Origin of the sequence: Arachnia propionica (assembly GCF_037055325.1) — a bacterium.
Taxonomy (GTDB): domain Bacteria; phylum Actinomycetota; class Actinomycetes; order Propionibacteriales; family Propionibacteriaceae; genus Arachnia.
Genome location: NZ_CP146373.1, coordinates 514,713 through 531,522, shown reverse-complemented (window position 1 = coordinate 531,522; position 16,810 = coordinate 514,713). Strand labels below are relative to the sequence as shown.

At 59.6% G+C, this 16,810-nt stretch carries 15 protein-coding genes and 1 other RNA gene; 14 read left to right on the top strand and 2 right to left on the bottom strand.

The annotated features are described in order from the left end of the window. Positions 1 to 62 precede the first annotated feature (62 nt). The 7 genes from prfB to ssrA all read left to right on the top strand — a co-directional run bounded on the left by prfB (position 63) and on the right by ssrA (position 5,976). On the top strand, positions 63 to 1,178 hold the full coding sequence (gene prfB, locus V7R84_RS02425) for a peptide chain release factor 2 (protein WP_412728078.1): 1,116 nt from the start codon (positions 63 to 65) through the stop codon (positions 1,176 to 1,178). A gap of 259 nt (positions 1,179 to 1,437) precedes the next feature. Then, positions 1,438 to 2,124, top strand: coding sequence for a cell division ATP-binding protein FtsE (gene ftsE / locus V7R84_RS02420; protein WP_338571677.1), 687 nt, complete (start codon positions 1,438 to 1,440; stop codon positions 2,122 to 2,124). A 17-nt stretch (positions 2,125 to 2,141) separates the two neighbouring features. Next, positions 2,142 to 3,044, top strand: a complete 903-nt coding sequence (gene ftsX / locus V7R84_RS02415) for a permease-like cell division protein FtsX (protein ID WP_338571674.1) — start codon at positions 2,142 to 2,144, stop codon at positions 3,042 to 3,044. A 14-nt stretch (positions 3,045 to 3,058) separates the two neighbouring features. Continuing rightward, a complete protein-coding gene (locus V7R84_RS02410; RefSeq protein WP_338571673.1) occupies positions 3,059 to 4,411 on the top strand; it encodes a M23 family metallopeptidase in 1,353 nt (450 codons plus the stop codon). Between the two features lie 24 nt (positions 4,412 to 4,435). After that, a complete protein-coding gene (smpB, locus tag V7R84_RS02405) occupies positions 4,436 to 4,921 on the top strand; it encodes an SsrA-binding protein SmpB (RefSeq protein WP_338571671.1) in 486 nt (161 codons plus the stop codon). A gap of 76 nt (positions 4,922 to 4,997) precedes the next feature. Then, complete coding sequence (locus V7R84_RS02400; protein ID WP_338571668.1) at positions 4,998 to 5,567, top strand: DUF1707 domain-containing protein; 570 nt, start codon at positions 4,998 to 5,000, stop codon at positions 5,565 to 5,567. 40 nt (positions 5,568 to 5,607) lie between these two features. Next, positions 5,608 to 5,976: a transfer-messenger RNA gene (ssrA, locus tag V7R84_RS02395) on the top strand. Positions 5,977 to 6,030: 54 nt separating this feature from the next. Here the strand turns inward: ssrA and V7R84_RS02390 are convergent. Continuing rightward, positions 6,031 to 7,269, bottom strand: coding sequence for an alpha-amylase family protein (locus V7R84_RS02390; protein ID WP_338571666.1), 1,239 nt, complete (start codon positions 7,267 to 7,269; stop codon positions 6,031 to 6,033). Positions 7,270 to 7,303: 34 nt separating this feature from the next. Between V7R84_RS02390 and V7R84_RS02385 the strand changes: the two genes are divergently transcribed. The 7 genes from V7R84_RS02385 to secA all read left to right on the top strand — a co-directional run bounded on the left by V7R84_RS02385 (position 7,304) and on the right by secA (position 16,344). Continuing rightward, a complete protein-coding gene (locus V7R84_RS02385; protein ID WP_338571665.1) occupies positions 7,304 to 7,864 on the top strand; it encodes a YqgE/AlgH family protein in 561 nt (186 codons plus the stop codon). Positions 7,865 to 7,941: 77 nt separating this feature from the next. After that, positions 7,942 to 8,649, top strand: a complete 708-nt coding sequence (gene mtrA / locus V7R84_RS02380) for an MtrAB system response regulator MtrA (RefSeq protein WP_338571663.1) — start codon at positions 7,942 to 7,944, stop codon at positions 8,647 to 8,649. Further along, a complete protein-coding gene (gene mtrB / locus V7R84_RS02375) occupies positions 8,630 to 10,189 on the top strand; it encodes an MtrAB system histidine kinase MtrB (RefSeq protein WP_338571662.1) in 1,560 nt (519 codons plus the stop codon). Before mtrA ends, mtrB begins: the two co-directional genes overlap by 20 nt. Beyond that, positions 10,189 to 11,889: a GerMN domain-containing protein gene (locus V7R84_RS02370; protein WP_338571660.1), complete on the top strand. Its 1,701-nt coding sequence runs from the start codon at positions 10,189 to 10,191 to the stop codon at positions 11,887 to 11,889. The genes mtrB and V7R84_RS02370 overlap by 1 nt, the downstream gene beginning before the upstream one ends. Positions 11,890 to 12,295: 406 nt before the next feature. After that, positions 12,296 to 12,580, top strand: coding sequence for a ComF family protein (locus V7R84_RS02365; RefSeq protein WP_338571658.1), 285 nt, complete (start codon positions 12,296 to 12,298; stop codon positions 12,578 to 12,580). Between the two features lie 116 nt (positions 12,581 to 12,696). After that, positions 12,697 to 13,311: a ribosome hibernation-promoting factor, HPF/YfiA family gene (gene hpf / locus V7R84_RS02360; RefSeq protein WP_338571656.1), complete on the top strand. Its 615-nt coding sequence runs from the start codon at positions 12,697 to 12,699 to the stop codon at positions 13,309 to 13,311. 273 nt (positions 13,312 to 13,584) lie between these two features. After that, positions 13,585 to 16,344, top strand: coding sequence for a preprotein translocase subunit SecA (gene secA / locus V7R84_RS02355; protein ID WP_338573791.1), 2,760 nt, complete (start codon positions 13,585 to 13,587; stop codon positions 16,342 to 16,344). A gap of 5 nt (positions 16,345 to 16,349) precedes the next feature. Here secA and V7R84_RS15390 read toward each other — a convergent pair whose 3' ends face one another. Then, on the bottom strand, positions 16,350 to 16,658 hold the full coding sequence (locus V7R84_RS15390; RefSeq protein ID WP_412728077.1) for an Rv3235 family protein: 309 nt from the start codon (positions 16,656 to 16,658) through the stop codon (positions 16,350 to 16,352). Positions 16,659 to 16,810 lie beyond the last annotated feature (152 nt).

Sequence of the window (16,810 nt, the reverse complement as noted above, 5' to 3'; positions counted from 1 at the left end):
TCTCCGGGGACACCAATTCAACCAGTCATCGATACAGGCGCAAGGCGGTAGACTGCTTGGTTGTGGCTGATGCAGACCTCATGACCCAGATTGACCAGCTCGGCAGGTCCTTGGAATCCATCGAGGCGGTGGCCGACATGCCAAGGTTGCGCGCCGAGATAGCACGGCTCGCGGAGGAAGTGGCCGCCCCCGATCTCTGGGATGACCAGGAAAACGCCCAGCGGGTTACCTCGACCCTTTCCGCGAAACAGGCCGAGGTGGAGCGCCTTGAGGCGCTGCGCGGTCGTCTCGACGATGCCGCCGTCATGCTCGAGCTGGCAGCCGAGGAAAACGACGCTGAAGTGAAAACTGATGTCGAGCGTGAACTTCACCGGCTCGCCAAGGAAATCGAAACGCTCGAGGTGCGGACCTTGCTGTCCGGCGAATATGACTCCCGTGACGCACTGATCACCATTCGAGCCGAGGCTGGAGGGGTTGATGCCGCGGATTTCGCGGAAAAACTGATGCGTATGTACCTGCGGTGGGCGGAACGTCACGGTTACACCGTCGAGGTGTACGACACGTCCTATGCGGAAGAGGCAGGTCTGAAGTCTGCCACCTTCGCCGTCAAGGCACCTTTCGCCTACGGCACGCTCTCGGTGGAGCAGGGTACTCATCGTCTCGTTCGGATCTCTCCGTTCGATAACCAGGGACGTCGGCAGACCTCCTTCGCTGGTGTCGAAGTGCTTCCTGTTACGGAGGAAACCGACCATATCGACATCCCGGAAACCGACATCAGGGTCGATGTTTTCCGTTCGTCGGGTCCCGGTGGACAGTCCGTCAACACCACTGATTCGGCCGTGCGTATCACGCATCTGCCCACCGGTGTAGTCGTCAGCTGTCAGAACGAGAAGTCTCAGTTGCAGAACAAGGCGGCGGCTTTGCGCGTGCTCCAGTCGAGGCTTCTGGAACTGGCCCGGCAGGAACGCGAAAAGGAGATGAACGCACTCAAGGGCGACGGAGGCAATTCCTGGGGAGCGCAGATGCGTTCCTACGTGATGAATCCCTATCAGATGGTCAAGGACCTTCGCACCGAGTATGAGGTGGGAAATCCGGATGCGGTTTTCGATGGTGACCTTGACGGCTTCATCGACGCGGGCATCCGGTGGCGTAAGAAGAGAGGGGCTGAGACCGAGTAGACGGGTGGTAACCGTCTGGGGGCAGCGGCCTCGTCGAGTTGACGCGCCGCTTCATCCGTGGTGTGGCACGTGCGAACCCCTGGTCAGCCGTGCATCGGAGGTTGGTCGTACCTCAGGAGATCTTCCTGTGAGACCCTCAACCGGGATCAATTGGGCGCGGCGTGTTGGTTGGGTAGGGCAGGTGGGGCGTGGTTAACTGCTACAGGCCGTGTCCTGAGATCCTCTCAGGAAACTTCCCCTAGTCGGTCGGAGCAGCACAGTGATCACTTTCGAGGACGTCACGAAGTTCTACCCCGGGCAGGATCGCCCGGCACTTCGCAACATCAACCTTGAGATAGCTAAGGGTGAGTTCGTCTTCCTTGTGGGCCAGTCGGGCTCTGGAAAATCAACCTTCCTCCGGCTCATTCTGCGTGAATACCGGCCAACGAAGGGGACCTTGTACGTCGCGGGTAAGAACCTCTCCACCCTCAACCAGTGGAAGGTGCCTGCGTTGCGTCGCCAGATCGGTACGGTTTTTCAAGATTTCCGTCTGCTTCCGGGTAAGACGGTCTACGAGAATGTGGCCTTTGCGCTGCAGGTGATCGGTAAGCCATCCCGTGTCATCCGTGAAGTGGTTCCGGCGACCCTCCAACTCGTTGGCTTGGAGGGGAAAGAGAATCGGCTGAATGAGGAACTGTCTGGGGGAGAGCAGCAACGGGTCGCCATCGCGCGGGCATTCGTGAACCGCCCAAAAATTCTCATTGCGGATGAGCCGACAGGGAACCTCGATCCGGAGACCAGCGTCGGCATCATGAAGTTGCTTGACCGAATCAATCGAACTAAGACCACAGTGATCATGGCCACCCACGATTCCTCGATCGTGGATCAGATGCGACGTCGCGTTCTGGAGCTGCGCACGGGCGAACTCGTGCGCGACCAAGCCAAGGGCGTCTACGGCGTCAACTGAGAAACTGGGAGAATCACATGCGGCACACGTTTCGGGAAACCTGGTCCGGTTTGAAGCGCAACATGGCGATGACCATAGCGGTCATAGTCACCATGTCGGTTTCTCTCTCCCTCTTCGGGGTTGGCATGCTCACTTCCATGGAGGTGGATCTGGTCAAGGACCGTTGGTACGGCAAAGTTGAGATTTCTGTTTTTCTGTGTGTCGAACGCAGCACAGGAGGTACCTGCGAGCCAGGGAAGGCCACCACGGATGCCCAGCGTCAAGCGATTGAATCTGCGCTGAAGTCCAACCCTGAGGTCAAGGAGGTCTTCTATGAAACCCAGGAGGAGGCCTTCAAGGAGTTTCAGAGGGTGTTCAAGGACTCGCCGGTCCTTGCCTCTCGCACTGTCGAGCAGATGCAGGACTCCTTTCGCGTCAAACTAAACAATCCTGAGAACTACAAAGGCGTGGTGAGCGAGGCGCAAGGGCTTCAAGGAGTCCAAAACGTGCGGGACCTGAAAAGCGTCCTTGACCCTGTGTTCAAAATTCTGGGAGGACTCCAGTGGGCGACAATCGGCATGAGCGTCCTGCTGCTGCTTGCGGCTGCCCTGCAGATCTCGACCACCATTCGGATGGCGGCCTTCACGCGGCGACGTGAGATCGGGATCATGCGTCTGGTTGGGGCCTCCAACTTCTACATCCTGCTGCCGTTCCTGCTGGAAAGCCTCATCGCTGCCCTGATTGGCGTTCTCATTTCATCTGGCTCAATTGCAATTACCTATTATCTATTGATCGAGAATGCTGCTAAAAACTCACTCCCTGCTATAGCTTGGATTGGCCGTGAGCATGTGTTTAATGCCATCATCTACATAGCAGCGGTTGGTGTTGCTCTGTCGATCATTCCGACGCTGCTGGCGACCAGAAGGTATCTAAGAATCTGACGCGTAAGGAGATCATGGTGAATCGGGCTCTTCCCCATCTACCCGAAAACCCAATCCTCAACCGGATCGCCCATGTTCTGGTTGCTTCGCTGCTGAGTGTCACGATGCTTGGTGTGCTTGCGACCCGAGCAGGTGCGGACGACCTGGACGACAGGCGAGAACAACTGGACTCGCAAATCGAGGCCCAGAAGTCAGTGGTGGAGGGGGCATCCAAGGAACTCACAGATGCGGTGAGCGCTCTCGATGCTGCCAAAACAGAACTGGCCGCCGCCGAGACCGCGCTGGCTGATGCAGAAAACAATCTCACGGCTGCCAAGGAATTGGACACCCAACGTGCCTCGGAATTGCAGGCTGCGGAGACCAAGGCCAAGAAGGCGAAGGCCGACGTAGCCGCCGCCCAGGCAGCCTATGATTCTGTGGATGCTCGCACATCCGAGGAGATCACGGTGATCACCCAGCAGAACGGCGGGCTGGCGGAGCTTTCAGTTCTTTTCACCGATATCGGCACAGGCAACATGAATCAACGGGCCCAGTTGGCTGACACCTTGTTCAGTTCCAGCGCACTCGAACTGGATGAACTGACCTCGCGCCGATTCCAGCTGGATGCGGCCAAGAAAGAGGCCGACGCAGCTGAGGCATCAGCTGCGGAAGCGCGCAAAGCGGCTGCTGAACAACTTGAAACCTCCAAGGCAGCTGAAGAAGCCGCGAAGGCGAAGCGCGCCGAGGTGGCAGAGAAAGTCTCTCAGCGTGATGCCGCCAAGGAGAAGGCTGACTCTCAACTGACAGCGGAGAAGGGTCGTCAGAGCGAGTTGGAGAGTGAGTCCAATGACGTCGACCGCCGTATTCAGGAGCGTATCGCTCAGCAGAAACGTGAAGAGGAAGAACGACGGGCTCGGGAGCGTTCCTCACAGCAGAGCGGTTCCTCTTCCAGCTCTTCGTCCGGTTCGAACAAGGGCTCTTCGTCCAGCAGCGGTTTCATCCGCCCGGTGGACGGCGCCATCAGCTCTCCCTACGGTATGCGTGTCCATCCCGTTCTGGGCTACAGCAAACTGCACGATGGCACCGATTTTGCGGCCGGCTGTGGGGCGCCGATTCGTGCTGCCGGTGACGGTGTGGTGTCCGAACGGTACTTCAATGCCGGGTACGGAAACCGCCTCATGATAGATCATGGAAGCAAGGGCGGCACCTATGTGACCACCGGATACAATCATGCCACCAGCTATGTGGTTTCGGTCGGGGATCACGTGAGTCAGGGACAGGTCATCGGGTATGTGGGAACGACTGGTTATTCGACTGGCTGTCACCTACACCTCATGGTCTGGGAGAACGGCTCTGTAACCAATCCGATGTCCCGCTGGTTCAGCTGAATCCCGACGTGGCATCATTACGGGATGCCCAGGGAAACCGGACGCAAGCTAGTCGCTCAGAACAAGAAGGCTCGCCACGACTATCAGATCGGCGAGACCTATGAAGCTGGGCTCGTGCTCACTGGAACCGAGGTCAAAACCTTGAGGATGGGACGCGTCTCCTTGTCCGAGGCTTTCGCCACGGTAGATGATGGCGAGGTCTGGCTGCGGAACGTCAACATCCCCGAGTATGAGTTCGGGACGTGGCGCAACCACGCTGCTAAGCGCTCTCGCAAGCTGCTGCTCAATCGCAAGGAGATCGTCCGCCTGGCCAAAGAAACGGAGGCTACGGGAAAGACGATCGTTCCGCTGTCGATTTATTTCAAGGACGGCTACGCCAAGGTTGAGATCGCTGTTGCCACGGGCAAGAGGGATTGGGATAAGCGACAGAGCATCGCGGAACGTGACGCGAACCGTGAGGCACAGCGCGCATTGCGGGCTCGCAATCGGTTGGGCGGTGGGCGACGCTGACCGCCTCGTGAGTACCGGGGAGAGTTCAGGGCTAACCCCGGTGGAATGTGGCGGGTCATGGGGCAACATAGAGGGCATGACTGATCCGAGTCTTGCCACCGCGGTCACGGACGTGCAACGTGACCGTGCAGTGGAATACCTGCAACAGGTGTACGCAACAGGTGGCCTGAGTGACGAGCTGTTCGAGCAGAGGCTAGGGATGGCCCTGACCGCTCGGACCCGGGCAGACCTGAATGCATCATTGCAGGGTCTGGCTCGGGTGGCTGGTGTGTTCCCGAGCGCCCCAGTAGTTCGACATCCCGTTCATGATGGCGCACAGAACTTGGTGGCTGCTTTCCTGCACCTTGCAACCCTTCCGACCATGTTCCTGGCTCCTGCTCTCGGGCGAGCCCTGGCGCCGCCGAGAAGCCGCATTGCCATGGAGGCCTCGCGTGCCATGTGTTTCCAGTTCAGTGCCCTGATCTACGGGGTGATTGCGAGCATCCTCGTCGCGTCGCGGTGGGCGCCTCCTGTGCTTCTGTTGCTGGGTTTCATCGCCTGGGGCCTGATGACGCTCTGGCTGGCCATCCGATCAGTCACGGGTGAGAAATCGACGGCTGTCGTCGAACGACTGATGTTGATGCGACCACCCGAGGATCGTGGGTGATGCCGGGATGGGTTAGACTGAGAGCCGATACAACTCAAGAGGGGATGACTGGTTTCGACTTGGATGGTAGTTCGAGGAGAAGCGGGCCGAGGAACCGTGCTTATCTCGTTAACGCTGCACGGAAACCAATAAGTGCCAACAACAACCGCACTGACTTCGCTCTCGCTGCCTGATCAGCGATCGAAGGGTCACGCTCGGGAGTGCCTTCCTCCCGGTGCCTGGCCTCATTTCAGAAGGCTTGCTGAATCGCCTGTGTCCCAGGGGCGATTCGGGACTCAACTGGGACTGGGCCTGGCTGCAACTTGCTGACATGAGTGCAGGGGCCGAGCAGACCGCTTTGTCAGCTGCGCCCGGAGAATCCCTGGTTCGCCTTTCAAGGACGCGGGTTCAATTCCCGCCATCTCCACCGGATCGTGTCAACAAGGTGCCCCCAAAGAAGGTTGGGGGCACCTTGTTCGCTCCTCTACTGATGCCACAATTCCCGTCCCGTCGCGTCGCGAATGGTCGCGTTCGGGGAACACGACAGATCAATCTCCATGTCCAGGAAAGTGGAGCCGTTCGCGGCGGAACTGCGATAGACGATCCGCTGGTTCTCCAGGTGAAGGGTCTCGGTCCTGGCATTGACCAACCATGGATGCCGGCGACGCAGTCCTATCAGCTCTTGGTGAGCTCGCAACGCCGGACGGCCCCAGGGAGCGAGTTCGGCAGGAGAGTCGGGGAGAGCAGGGCGGATTGCGTCGTCCCCGCCGACACGATCCTCCTTGATGCCGACGAAGGCCTGTTCGTCGCCGTAATAGATGGACGGTATTCCCGCGACGGTCATGAGGACCGCCAGCGCGGTGACTGTCCCGTCGGTTCCCACTCTGCTGGCGATACGGGTGACATCGTGGTTGCCGACGAAAGTGTTCGGGATGAAGGAACCGAGAAACTGGTTGTGGCGGCTCAGGGCATGGTCCAGTTCGAACAAGTTGCAGTCGTTGATACTGGACCAGATGGCCTTCCACAATTCGTACTGGGTTACGGAGTCGATGCCGGACTCGGCAACGAACGCGCTGTAGTCACCGTGCAGCACCTCCCCGAGCAACCAAGCATCGGGATGGCGGGGTCGCACTTTCTCCACCACCTTGGACCAGAACTCGGGGGGGACGGAGTAGGCCGCGTCGAGACGCCACCCGTCGATGCCGCGCTCCAACCAGTGGCTCATCACCCGGACCACCAGATCCACGGCTTCCTGGCCGGAATGGTTCAGGCGTACGAGGGAGGAATGCTCTTCGAAGACCCGGGGCGTCGGAGCGTCGGGATGCTGCCAATCGATGTCGAACAGCTTTCCGGTCGCTGAGCCGGGCCCCTGAGCAAGGGCGTGGTGCACGTCAGGGTGCTCTGCGCCGACATGACTGAAAACACCATCCAAGAGAATGCGAAGTCCCCGCTTCCGGCATTGTGAGACGAGCTCGGCAAAGTCCGCTTCGTCCCCCAAGCGGGGATCGATGTGGAACAGGTCGAGTGAATCGTAACCGTGGGACTGTGATGTGAAGATGGGGCCGAGCAGTAGACCGGAGCATCCCAGCTCGACAGCGTAATCGAGCCAGCCCAGCAGACGTCCCAGTCGTGGGCCCGGCGCGGTGTCGGGCTCCCGAATCGGAGCCCCGCACAGCCCGAGCGGATAAATGTGCCACCAGATCGCGTGTTCAACCCAGCTCATGTGTAGATCGTAACGAGCCTGCGAGAATGGGGATATGGAACTGGGTGAACCAGCGGCAGGACAACTCCTGATCTCAACTGAGCCGGGCCGAGGAGGCTACTTCGATCGCAGCGTCGTGCTGTTGTTGGAACACAACGAAGAAGGCAGCCTCGGGGTTTGTCTCCACAGGATGGGGAGAATTCCCATGGTTGACTCCCTGGAACATTTCAGTGATTTGCTCACACCGCCTGCGAAACTCTTCGAGGGCGGGCCCGTTTCCAAGCAAACAGCGCTCGGCTTGGCCCAGGTCCGCAGTCCATGGGAGGAACCACCTGGATGGCGACGCTTGTTCGGGGACGTGGGGGTGTTGGACCTGGAAACCCCGATTGAGCTGGTGCGGGACACGTACATCCACATCCGCATATATGTGGGGCTGGCAGGTTGGAGTGCGGGGCAGCTCGTAGGTGAACTTCTGCGAGGTTCCTGGTTCAGGAGCCAAGCCGTGGCTGAAGAGGTCTTCGGGACCCCAGAAGAGCTGTGGCGTCGAGTGCTTCGCCGGATCGGTGGTGGGCCGGGGCTCTGGTCGACCTGGACTGGGCATCCCGAATGGAACTGAGTGGCTTCACCAGTACAGTTTTCTGAAGTGGTCGTCCGTTCCACGTACCATGGAGACCAGTTCGGGAAAGGAGACAGGTGTTGGGCGAAAACCGGAATCGTGCCCTGATCCTGATCGTGGATGATGATCCTGCTTTGTCCGAGATGCTTCAGATCGTGCTACGACAGGAAGGGTTTGACACAGTCCACTGCGCTACGGGAACGGGAGCGCTCCCGGCGATGCGGGAATGTCGACCAGATCTGGTGCTGCTTGACCTAATGCTTCCGGGACGTGATGGGGTCAGCGTCTGTCGGGACATGCGGGCCGAATCAGGGGTGCCAATTGTGATGCTCACTGCCAAGTCCGAGACCGATGACGTAGTTGCGGGGCTACAGGCCGGGGCGGATGATTATGTTGCTAAGCCTTTTAAAGCCAAAGAGCTCCTGGCCCGAATTCACACTCGATTGCGTCGTGTCAGCGCGGATCCTGGAGCCGATCAGCTGACCATCGGCGATCTTGTGATTTCCACTACCGCGCACACCGTCAAACGCGGCCCTGTGACGCTTTCGTTGACGCCACTTGAGTTCGATCTACTGCTCGCTCTCGCCAAAAGGCCCTCCCAAGTTTTCAGCCGGGAGGCGTTGCTCGATGAGGTGTGGGGGTACCGCAATGCCGCAGATACGCGGTTGGTGAACGTGCATGTGCAACGGCTGCGCTCCAAGGTGGAGAAAGATCCCGAGCATCCGGAGATCATAGTGACCGTGCGAGGGATCGGATACCGGGCCGGTGAGTCACAGCCTTGGTGATAGAAGCCATCGCAAGCTGGCGGGGCTCTGGTGGAGTTCGCTACCCCTACGAATACTGTTGACCACCTTCACCGCGTCCTGTGCGGTGCTGGTTTTGGCGGGAGTCTTGTTGGTGCAGCAGGCGACAGCGGGGATCGTCGCTACGAAACGAACAGCATCCATCCGTGAGGCGGTCGGGATGCATCATTTCATGCAGGGGCAGCTGCAGAATCCTGAGAGGTTGGGGACAGCGACCTACGAGCAGCTCAGCCGGCTGGTAGAGCTTGCAGGAGCGCAGGCCGCCCAATACCTGGTGATTGTCGAAGGGCCTGCATCGGTGTTGTCGTCATCATCGGAAATTGGGCTGGATTCTGTGCCCCAAGAGTTACGCCAACAGGTGAATAATCGGGACGGAATGTACATCGTGGCGACACAAGTCGTCATTTCTGGAGAGGAAGCGGGGCAGCCAGGGATCGTTGTGGGTACTACCTTGATCACATCTGCTGGTGAACGGTTTCCCGTTTACTACGTGTTTCCCATGACGAGTGAAGTGACAACGCTTCGAGACATCCAACGTGCGGTCTACAGCACTGGCGCAGTCCTTCTGCTCGGCCTGACGGCCATTGCCTACCTTGTGACCTCACAGGTGGTCAGACCTGTCCGCAAGGCCGGGCGCACGGCTCGGCGTCTGGCTTCAGGCCAGCTGGATGAACGCATGCCTGTCAGAGGAACTGACGACCTTGCCTCGCTGGCTATCTCGATGAATGAGATGGCCTCGGACTTGCAACAAAGGATCCGGGAACTGGAGACACTCTCAACGGTGCAACGAAGCTTCGTCAGCGATGTCAGCCATGAGCTTCGTACCCCCATGACCACTATCAAAATGGCTTCCGATCTGCTCTACGAGGAGCGAGGAGAACTTTCTCCGAAAGTGCGAAGAACCGTGGAGCTGATGAATACGGAGATCGAGCGGTTCAGCTCGATGCTGGCGGACCTGCTGGAGATATCGCGTTTTGATGCCGGGGTGGCTGCCCTGGAACTGGACGAGGTTGATTTGGGGACGCTGGTTGCATCCGAGGTGCAGGCTCAGGAAACCTTTGCTCATTCTCAGGGGAGTGAGCTGCGATTGCATATGAAGGGGATAGCTTCCGCACAGCTGGATTCCCGTCGTATTCGCCGCATCGTCCGAAATTTGCTGACTAATGCCATAGACCACGGAGAAGGGCGCCCCATTGACGTGACGGTGGCCTCCGATGAAGAAGCTGTTGCAATCACGGTTCGTGACCACGGAATCGGATTCCAGGCTGAGCTCTCCAGTCGTGTGTTCGACCGCTTCTGGCGTGCTGATCCATCGCGAGCTCGAGCTGCGGGTGGTAGTGGGTTGGGACTCGCGATTTCCCGGGAAGACGCCAGACTGCACCGTGGCTGGCTCTCTGCCTGGGGACGGCCAGGCCTAGGCGCTCAGTTTCGTCTTACTCTTCCCCGTAACCCCGATGTGACCCTCAACAGCTCACCATTGCCGATTATCCCGGTCGATCTGGACTCTCGGAAGGACCTGTGATGAGTTTCCAGAATTCCGTGAACCGGTTGATGATCATCGTCGTGGCGCTGACCATCGGGTCTTGCGCCAGCATTCCAACCTCAGGTCCGGTTACCGAGGTCACGATCTCCGCCAGCGGACAAGGTGTGCAGATCGCCCCGGAACCTCCTCAGAAGGGTATGAGTGCTTCCAGGGTCGTCGAGGGCTATCTCCAAGCGATGGCGGATCCCACCGAGGATTACGAGATTGCTCGCCAGTATCTGTCGGCAACCGCGCGTGGACAGTGGGTCCCACGGCAGGGAACGATCATCTATGACGGCTGGGTGGAAGCAGTCGGGGAAGGCATGGAACTGCGTGGAACCACCCGGGGAACCCTGGATGCGGTAGGGCGTTTCACGGTCTCCAAGGAGTCGCTCACCCATGATTTCGGACTGATCAGTGAAGCAGGCGAGTGGAGGATTTCCAGTCCTCCTGACGGGGTGTTGCTCTCCAGCTATATTTTTGCCCGTTCCTACAGCTCTGTGAGGTCCTATTTCATCGCCCGCTCCGGGCAGAGGGTAGTGCCTGAGCCACTGCACCTGCCGATCTCTGAGATCACCCCGGGCCGCATCGTGGAGGCGCAATTGGCCGGGCCAGGCCCCTTCCTTTCATCCAGTGTGCGCAATGCGATCCCGGAAGGCACCAAGCTTGGTACAGCAGGTACGGTCGTGGATTCCTCGGGCGTCGTGACGGTTGCACTTGAAGGAGTGCCTCAGAGCCTTAGCGAACTGGAGCGACGAGAACTCGGTGCACAGCTTCTGTGGTCGCTCTCATCTATTCCCAAGATCTCAGGGCTGCACCTGACAGTTGACGGAAAAACCTACTCACTGCCGGGACAGAACGACAAACAGGTCCTGGAATTATCCTCTCAACAGGACTACCAGCCGCTCTCAAAGGCAGGGTCGGCTGATCTGTACGGTGTGCACGAAGGTCGGGCAGGGAAACTGAGCGCCGACACCAGTTTCATCCCTCTCAGTGGTGACGGAACGCCGGCGGAGATGACCGCCATCTCTTTGGACGGGGCCTTCACCGCGACCGTGGCCGGATCCCCGGCAACAGTCCGGATCGGCCCCAGCGGTGGTGCCGCCGTCCAGGTGGACACTGGTCTGACCCAAACCGGGTCCGTGCATTTTGCGCAGGGCAGACTGTGGCTGCGTGGGCATGGCTCCTCCGGGGAACAGCAGCTGCTCAGCGTGTCTCCGCAGGGGGAGGTCACCACTATCGACCTTACTGCGTTGCCCGGTGAACTGGTGGATTTCTCCCTCGATGCATCCGGGACGCGGGCAGCAGTTCTTCTCGGGGTCGGGGAAGCAGCCCGCTTCGGAGTGGTGTCGTTGAGCGAGGGCAACCGTGTGACTGACTGGCATGAGGTTCCCTTGACCGCTTCCCAGGGCAGGGAACTCTCTGACGCGGTTGCACTCGACTGGACCGGGGAGGTCAACGTCGCCGTGGTTGCGAGCGCGGGCTCTGGCAGGTCCGTATTCGTGGTCGCAGTAGATGGCTCGGAGGTCATTGATCTCGGACCGGTCAGTGTGTCTCCAGTCCAGGTGACTGCACTGCCCAGGCCTGGTGGGGATGCCGTTGCCCTGCGCGCGATCGATGGGACCGTGCTGTTGTATGAACAGCACGGCGCATGGCAACAGGCCAAGACTGCAATGGCATGGATCAGTTATCCAGGATGATCTGTGGAAAGAATCTTGTGAAGCTTGATTTGCGCCCAGAGTGACAGTGTGTGCTTTCCCGTTTCAGGATTTTGCTTCCCTGCTACTCGGTACTCGCTGTCTGGTGTGTGGTGCCTGTGCTGTGGCCTGTTGCCCGGCTTGTCGGGAACGAATCATCTGCAAGGAACCGCATCGAGTGCGACGTTGCGGGCTTCCGGTGCCCACCTGGGCAGCGAATCCGTATCGCCCAGAGCTTGCACGGCTCATTCCGGCCTTCAAGGATGATGGTGCCTGGTCTTTGGTAAAGCTGCTCTCATGCCGGTTGGCTATGGCGGTCGTGGCTTGCCGCCCTCCAGTGGGAACAGTTCTGGTTCCGGTGCCGTCCCAACCAGCAGCCGTGCGTCGCAGAGGAATCGACCATACGTGGATGCTGGCGCGACAGGTCTCCCGCGCACTGGGGATCGAGACGGCCAGATTGTTGAGAAGGCTGAACGGCGGAGATGCTCAACGGTTTCAGGGACGTGCTGGACGAGAGAGGCTCTCGGAATCCCGATTCCTGGGGACGGCATGTCGATCACCTGTGATCATCATCGATGACGTTGTGACGACAGGAACCTCGTTGACGGTCTCGTGCGAGGCGATGCGTCACGGTGGAGCCATGGTCATCGCTGCCGCCGTCATCGGCGATGCAAATCTGATCGGAAAATACTGAAAATTGCCTTGCCAGCCGCTGGATGGGAGTAACGTAGAGGAATGGAAGACGCCAGCAGGTCCCGGGCTGAGAAGCAGGGAGCTTCTGGCGTCGTAGCTTTCTAGCCAGGAGGAGACATGGACGTCGTCGTCACCGGTCGGCACTGCACCATCAGCCCCGAGCTCAAGGAGCTGGTCCGCGACAGGATCATCACTGTCGAGCGGCTGCGGGACCGGGTGATCCGTGTGGAAGTGGAGTTCTCCGCCGCGGATGGCACCAAGAATCCCTCCGATGCCGTCGAGGTTCAGATCACGCTTCGCAGCAAGGGGCCTGTCGTGCGTGCTGAGGCGAAGGCCAATGACAAGACGCTTGCGTTCGAACAGGCCTTCGACCGGTTGAAGGCGCAACTCCGGAAGGCGGCGGATCGTCGCAAGACCCACAGAGGATTGCGCGCGGCCATCTTCACTGAGGAAGTCGCTTCCGCTCCGGAACCGAAGAAAACCGAGGTGGAACCGGAAGACGACAACACCTACGAGGTCGCGGGTCTGGTGGTCAATGGTGACGGGCCCCTCGTGGTGCGTGAGAAGGAGTTCGAGACTGTTCCGCTCAGTCTGGCCCAGGCCTTGGACGAGATGGAGTTGGTGGGGCACGACTTCTTCCTTTATCAGGATTCCGCAACGGGGAAACCATCCGTGGTCTATCGGCGAAAGGCCTACAACTACGGGGTCATTCACTTGAACGTGAATGCATGAGGCCCTGAAGAGCCCATGGCGGGATGGTGGTTGGGTTTGCTCACAGACATGACTGCTACCTGGAAACGCATGGGTTCTCGGGGAATCATCGTGGTTTCCGGCACGCCACCGTTCGTCCGTGGAACCTATGCCAGTAGGTGTTGTTGATGCGACGGGCTGAGTACGAGTGCTTGGCCCGTCGCAGTTTTGTAGGGCCGCGGGGCTGGCTAGGATGGCAAGCGGTGCGCCACAGCCACCGAAGTCAAACTCTGAAGGATCGTCGACGTGGGATTCATGGATTTCCTGAGCAACCTCGGCTCGGGTTCTCAGCTTAGGAAGCTGCGGAAGGTTGCCGATCAGGTCAACCTGATCGAGGAGGACTTCCAGGAGATGTCCGACGCCGAGCTGAGGGAGCAAACCGATACTTTCAAGGAACGCCTTGAGGACGGGGAGGACCTGGACAAGTTGCTGCCGGAGGCCTTCGCCACCGTGCGTGAGGCTTCCGTCCGTGTGCTTAACAAGCGCCACTTCGATGTTCAGATCATGGGCGGCGCAGCACTCCACTGGGGCAACATTGCGGAGATGAAAACCGGTGAGGGAAAAACCCTCGTTGGTACCCTTCCTTCCTACCTGAACGCACTGTCAGGTGATGGTGTGCACATCGTCACCACCAACGACTACCTGGCCAAATACCAGTCTGAGCAGATGGGACGGATCCATCATTTCCTCGGTCTGGAGGTTGGCGTCATCCTGGCCTCGATGTCACCCGCCGAACGTCGCCTCGCCTACCAGGCCGACATCACATACGGCACCAACAACGAGTTCGGTTTTGACTACCTGCGAGACAATATGGCACTCAGCAGTGAGGACCTTGTGCAGCGCGGTCACCACTTCGCCATCGTCGACGAGGTGGATTCGATCCTGATTGATGAGGCCCGCACCCCACTGATCATTTCAGGTCCGGCCCAGGACACCCACGAGTGGTATCCGGTGTTCGCACGGATGGTGCGTTCCATGAAACGTGACCAGCACTACGAGGTGGACGAGAAGAAACGAACGGTCGCTATCTCTGGTGCTGGCATTGAGGTGGTGGAGGACCGACTCGGCATCGACAACCTCTACGAATCCGCGAACACCCCGCTCATCAGCTATTTGAACAACGCCATCAAGGCCAAGGAACTGTTCAAGCGGGACAAGGATTACGTGGTGCTGGGCGACGAGATCCTCATCGTTGATGAGCACACCGGTCGCACTCTGGCAGGGCGTCGCTACAACGAAGGGTTGCACCAAGCCCTTGAGGCCAAGGAAGGGGTGAAGATCAAGGACGAGTACCAGACTCTCGCCACCGTCACCCTGCAGAACTACTTCCGCATGTACGACAAACTTGCTGGGATGACGGGTACCGCGAAGACCGAGGAATCCGAGTTCCAGAAGATCTACGGTCTCGGGGTCATTCCCATCCCGACAAATATGCCGATGATTCGAATCGACCAGCGGGATCGGATCTACCGAACGGAGGAGGCCAAGTACAAGGCAATCATCGAGGACGTTGTACTCCGCCACGAGGACGGGCAACCTGTGCTCATCGGCACCGCCTCGGTGGCAAAGTCCGAGCTGCTGTCAGGGATGCTGAAGAAGGAGGGCATCCCGCATGAGGTCCTCAACGCGAAACAACACGAACGGGAAGCCGCCGTGGTCGCGCAGGCGGGTCGCAAGGGGGCGGTGACCGTGTCCACCAACATGGCGGGTCGCGGCACCGACATCATGCTCGGAGGCAACCCCGAGTTCCTGGCCGACCTGCAGCTGCGCAAGCAAGGACTCGACCCCGTGGAAACCCCCGAGGAGTACGAGGCCCAATGGCCAGACACGCTGAAGGCCCTCGAGGAGCAGGTGGAGGCCGAACACGACGAGGTGGTGGAAGCCGGTGGGTTGTATGTGATCGGTTCCGAACGCCACGAGTCCCGACGCATCGACAACCAGCTGCGCGGGCGTTCCGGACGTCAGGGAGACCCGGGCGAGTCTCGTTTCTACCTCTCCCTCTCCGACGACCTGATGCGCCTGTTCCGCCCCGAGGTGCTGGAGCGCGCACTGATCATGCTCAAGGTTCCGGACGACGTGCCGATCGACTCCAAGTCGGTCAGCAACGCCATCGAGTCGGCCCAGAAGCAGGTCGAGAGCCAGAACTTCGAGATGCGCAAGAACGTGCTGAAATATGACGATGTGCTGAACCGGCAGCGGCACGTCATCTACCGCGACCGGCGTCGCGTTCTCGACGGGGCCGACCTGTCCGAGCAGCTGCGCGACCGGGCGGCCGAGGTGGTTGCAGCGGTCGTTAGGCAGCACACCGTCGGCATTCCGGAGGACTGGGACTTCGAGATGCTCTTCAACGAACTGAAAACGCTCTATCCCGTCGGCCTCGACCAGGAGGAGATCGAGGAGGAGATTCCTACACAGGAAAAGCTCGTCGAGATGTTCAGCGACGACGTGTGCAGAGCCTACAACGAGCGGGAGGAGGCCCTCGGCCCCGAGATCATGCGGGAACTGGAACGTCAGGTGCTTCTCTCAGTGGTGGACCGCAACTGGCGGGAACATCTCTACGAGATGGATTACCTGCGCGAAGGCATCGGGCTACGCGCAATGGCACAGCGTGACCCGCTGGTTGAGTACCAGCGGGAGGGCGGCGACATGTTCATCGCGATGCGGGAGGCCTCGTTCGAGCAGATCATCGGGATGTTGTTCAACCTGCAGGTCGAGCAGCCGGAGCCGGTCAGTGTTGGTGTGGTCACGGACGCTGAGGGAAACCCGGAAGACGTGCTGGCAAAAGTAGACGCCCTCTCCGAAGACGAGGGCGCTAAACCCAAGCGTGCAGCGGCTCCTTTGGCGAAAGGCCTGGGCGGAAAACGCGAGGAAAATCTCACCTACTCGGCCCCCGACGAGTCAGGAGACGCCACCACGAGTCGCGACGGGGCGAAAAAACCCACGCACAAGGTATCGGCAGGCAACGGCGGTGGAAATCGTGCCGCGCGACGCAAGAAGGCCAAACGCAAGCGCTGAGTGCATCACGCAGGGAAGCCCACCACCCGGAGGTCGGAACACAACCAGTCAGTTTGTCGATCCAAGCGAATGGTGCAGGCAAGCCACCTGTCTTGGACTCTGACTGTGCTGCTCGCTTCCAGGCTGTTTGGAGCAGGTCGCTGGACGCGGAGTGGTCCTACCTGGCCTACCCGGAAGCTCACTGCATCCGAGTAGGACACGAGCTGTTGGAAGGCGCGAGGGGATAGATGTGGGCGAATCTGGTGCAGGGCCCGCGTTCCTTGAATGGCGTCCAGCACTGCTTGGGCGAGGGCAGGGGCAGGTACTTGGTTCATCCCGACAAGCTATGCCTCCCCGTGTTGCGTTGGTAAGGACCTGAGCAGGCATTCACAACACCTTCGAGTACATTGACAACACGCCCAGGATCCCTGACAACACCTTCCGGGACATTGGCAACATCTGTGGGCGTGGCCCAGCCGTAAGCCAT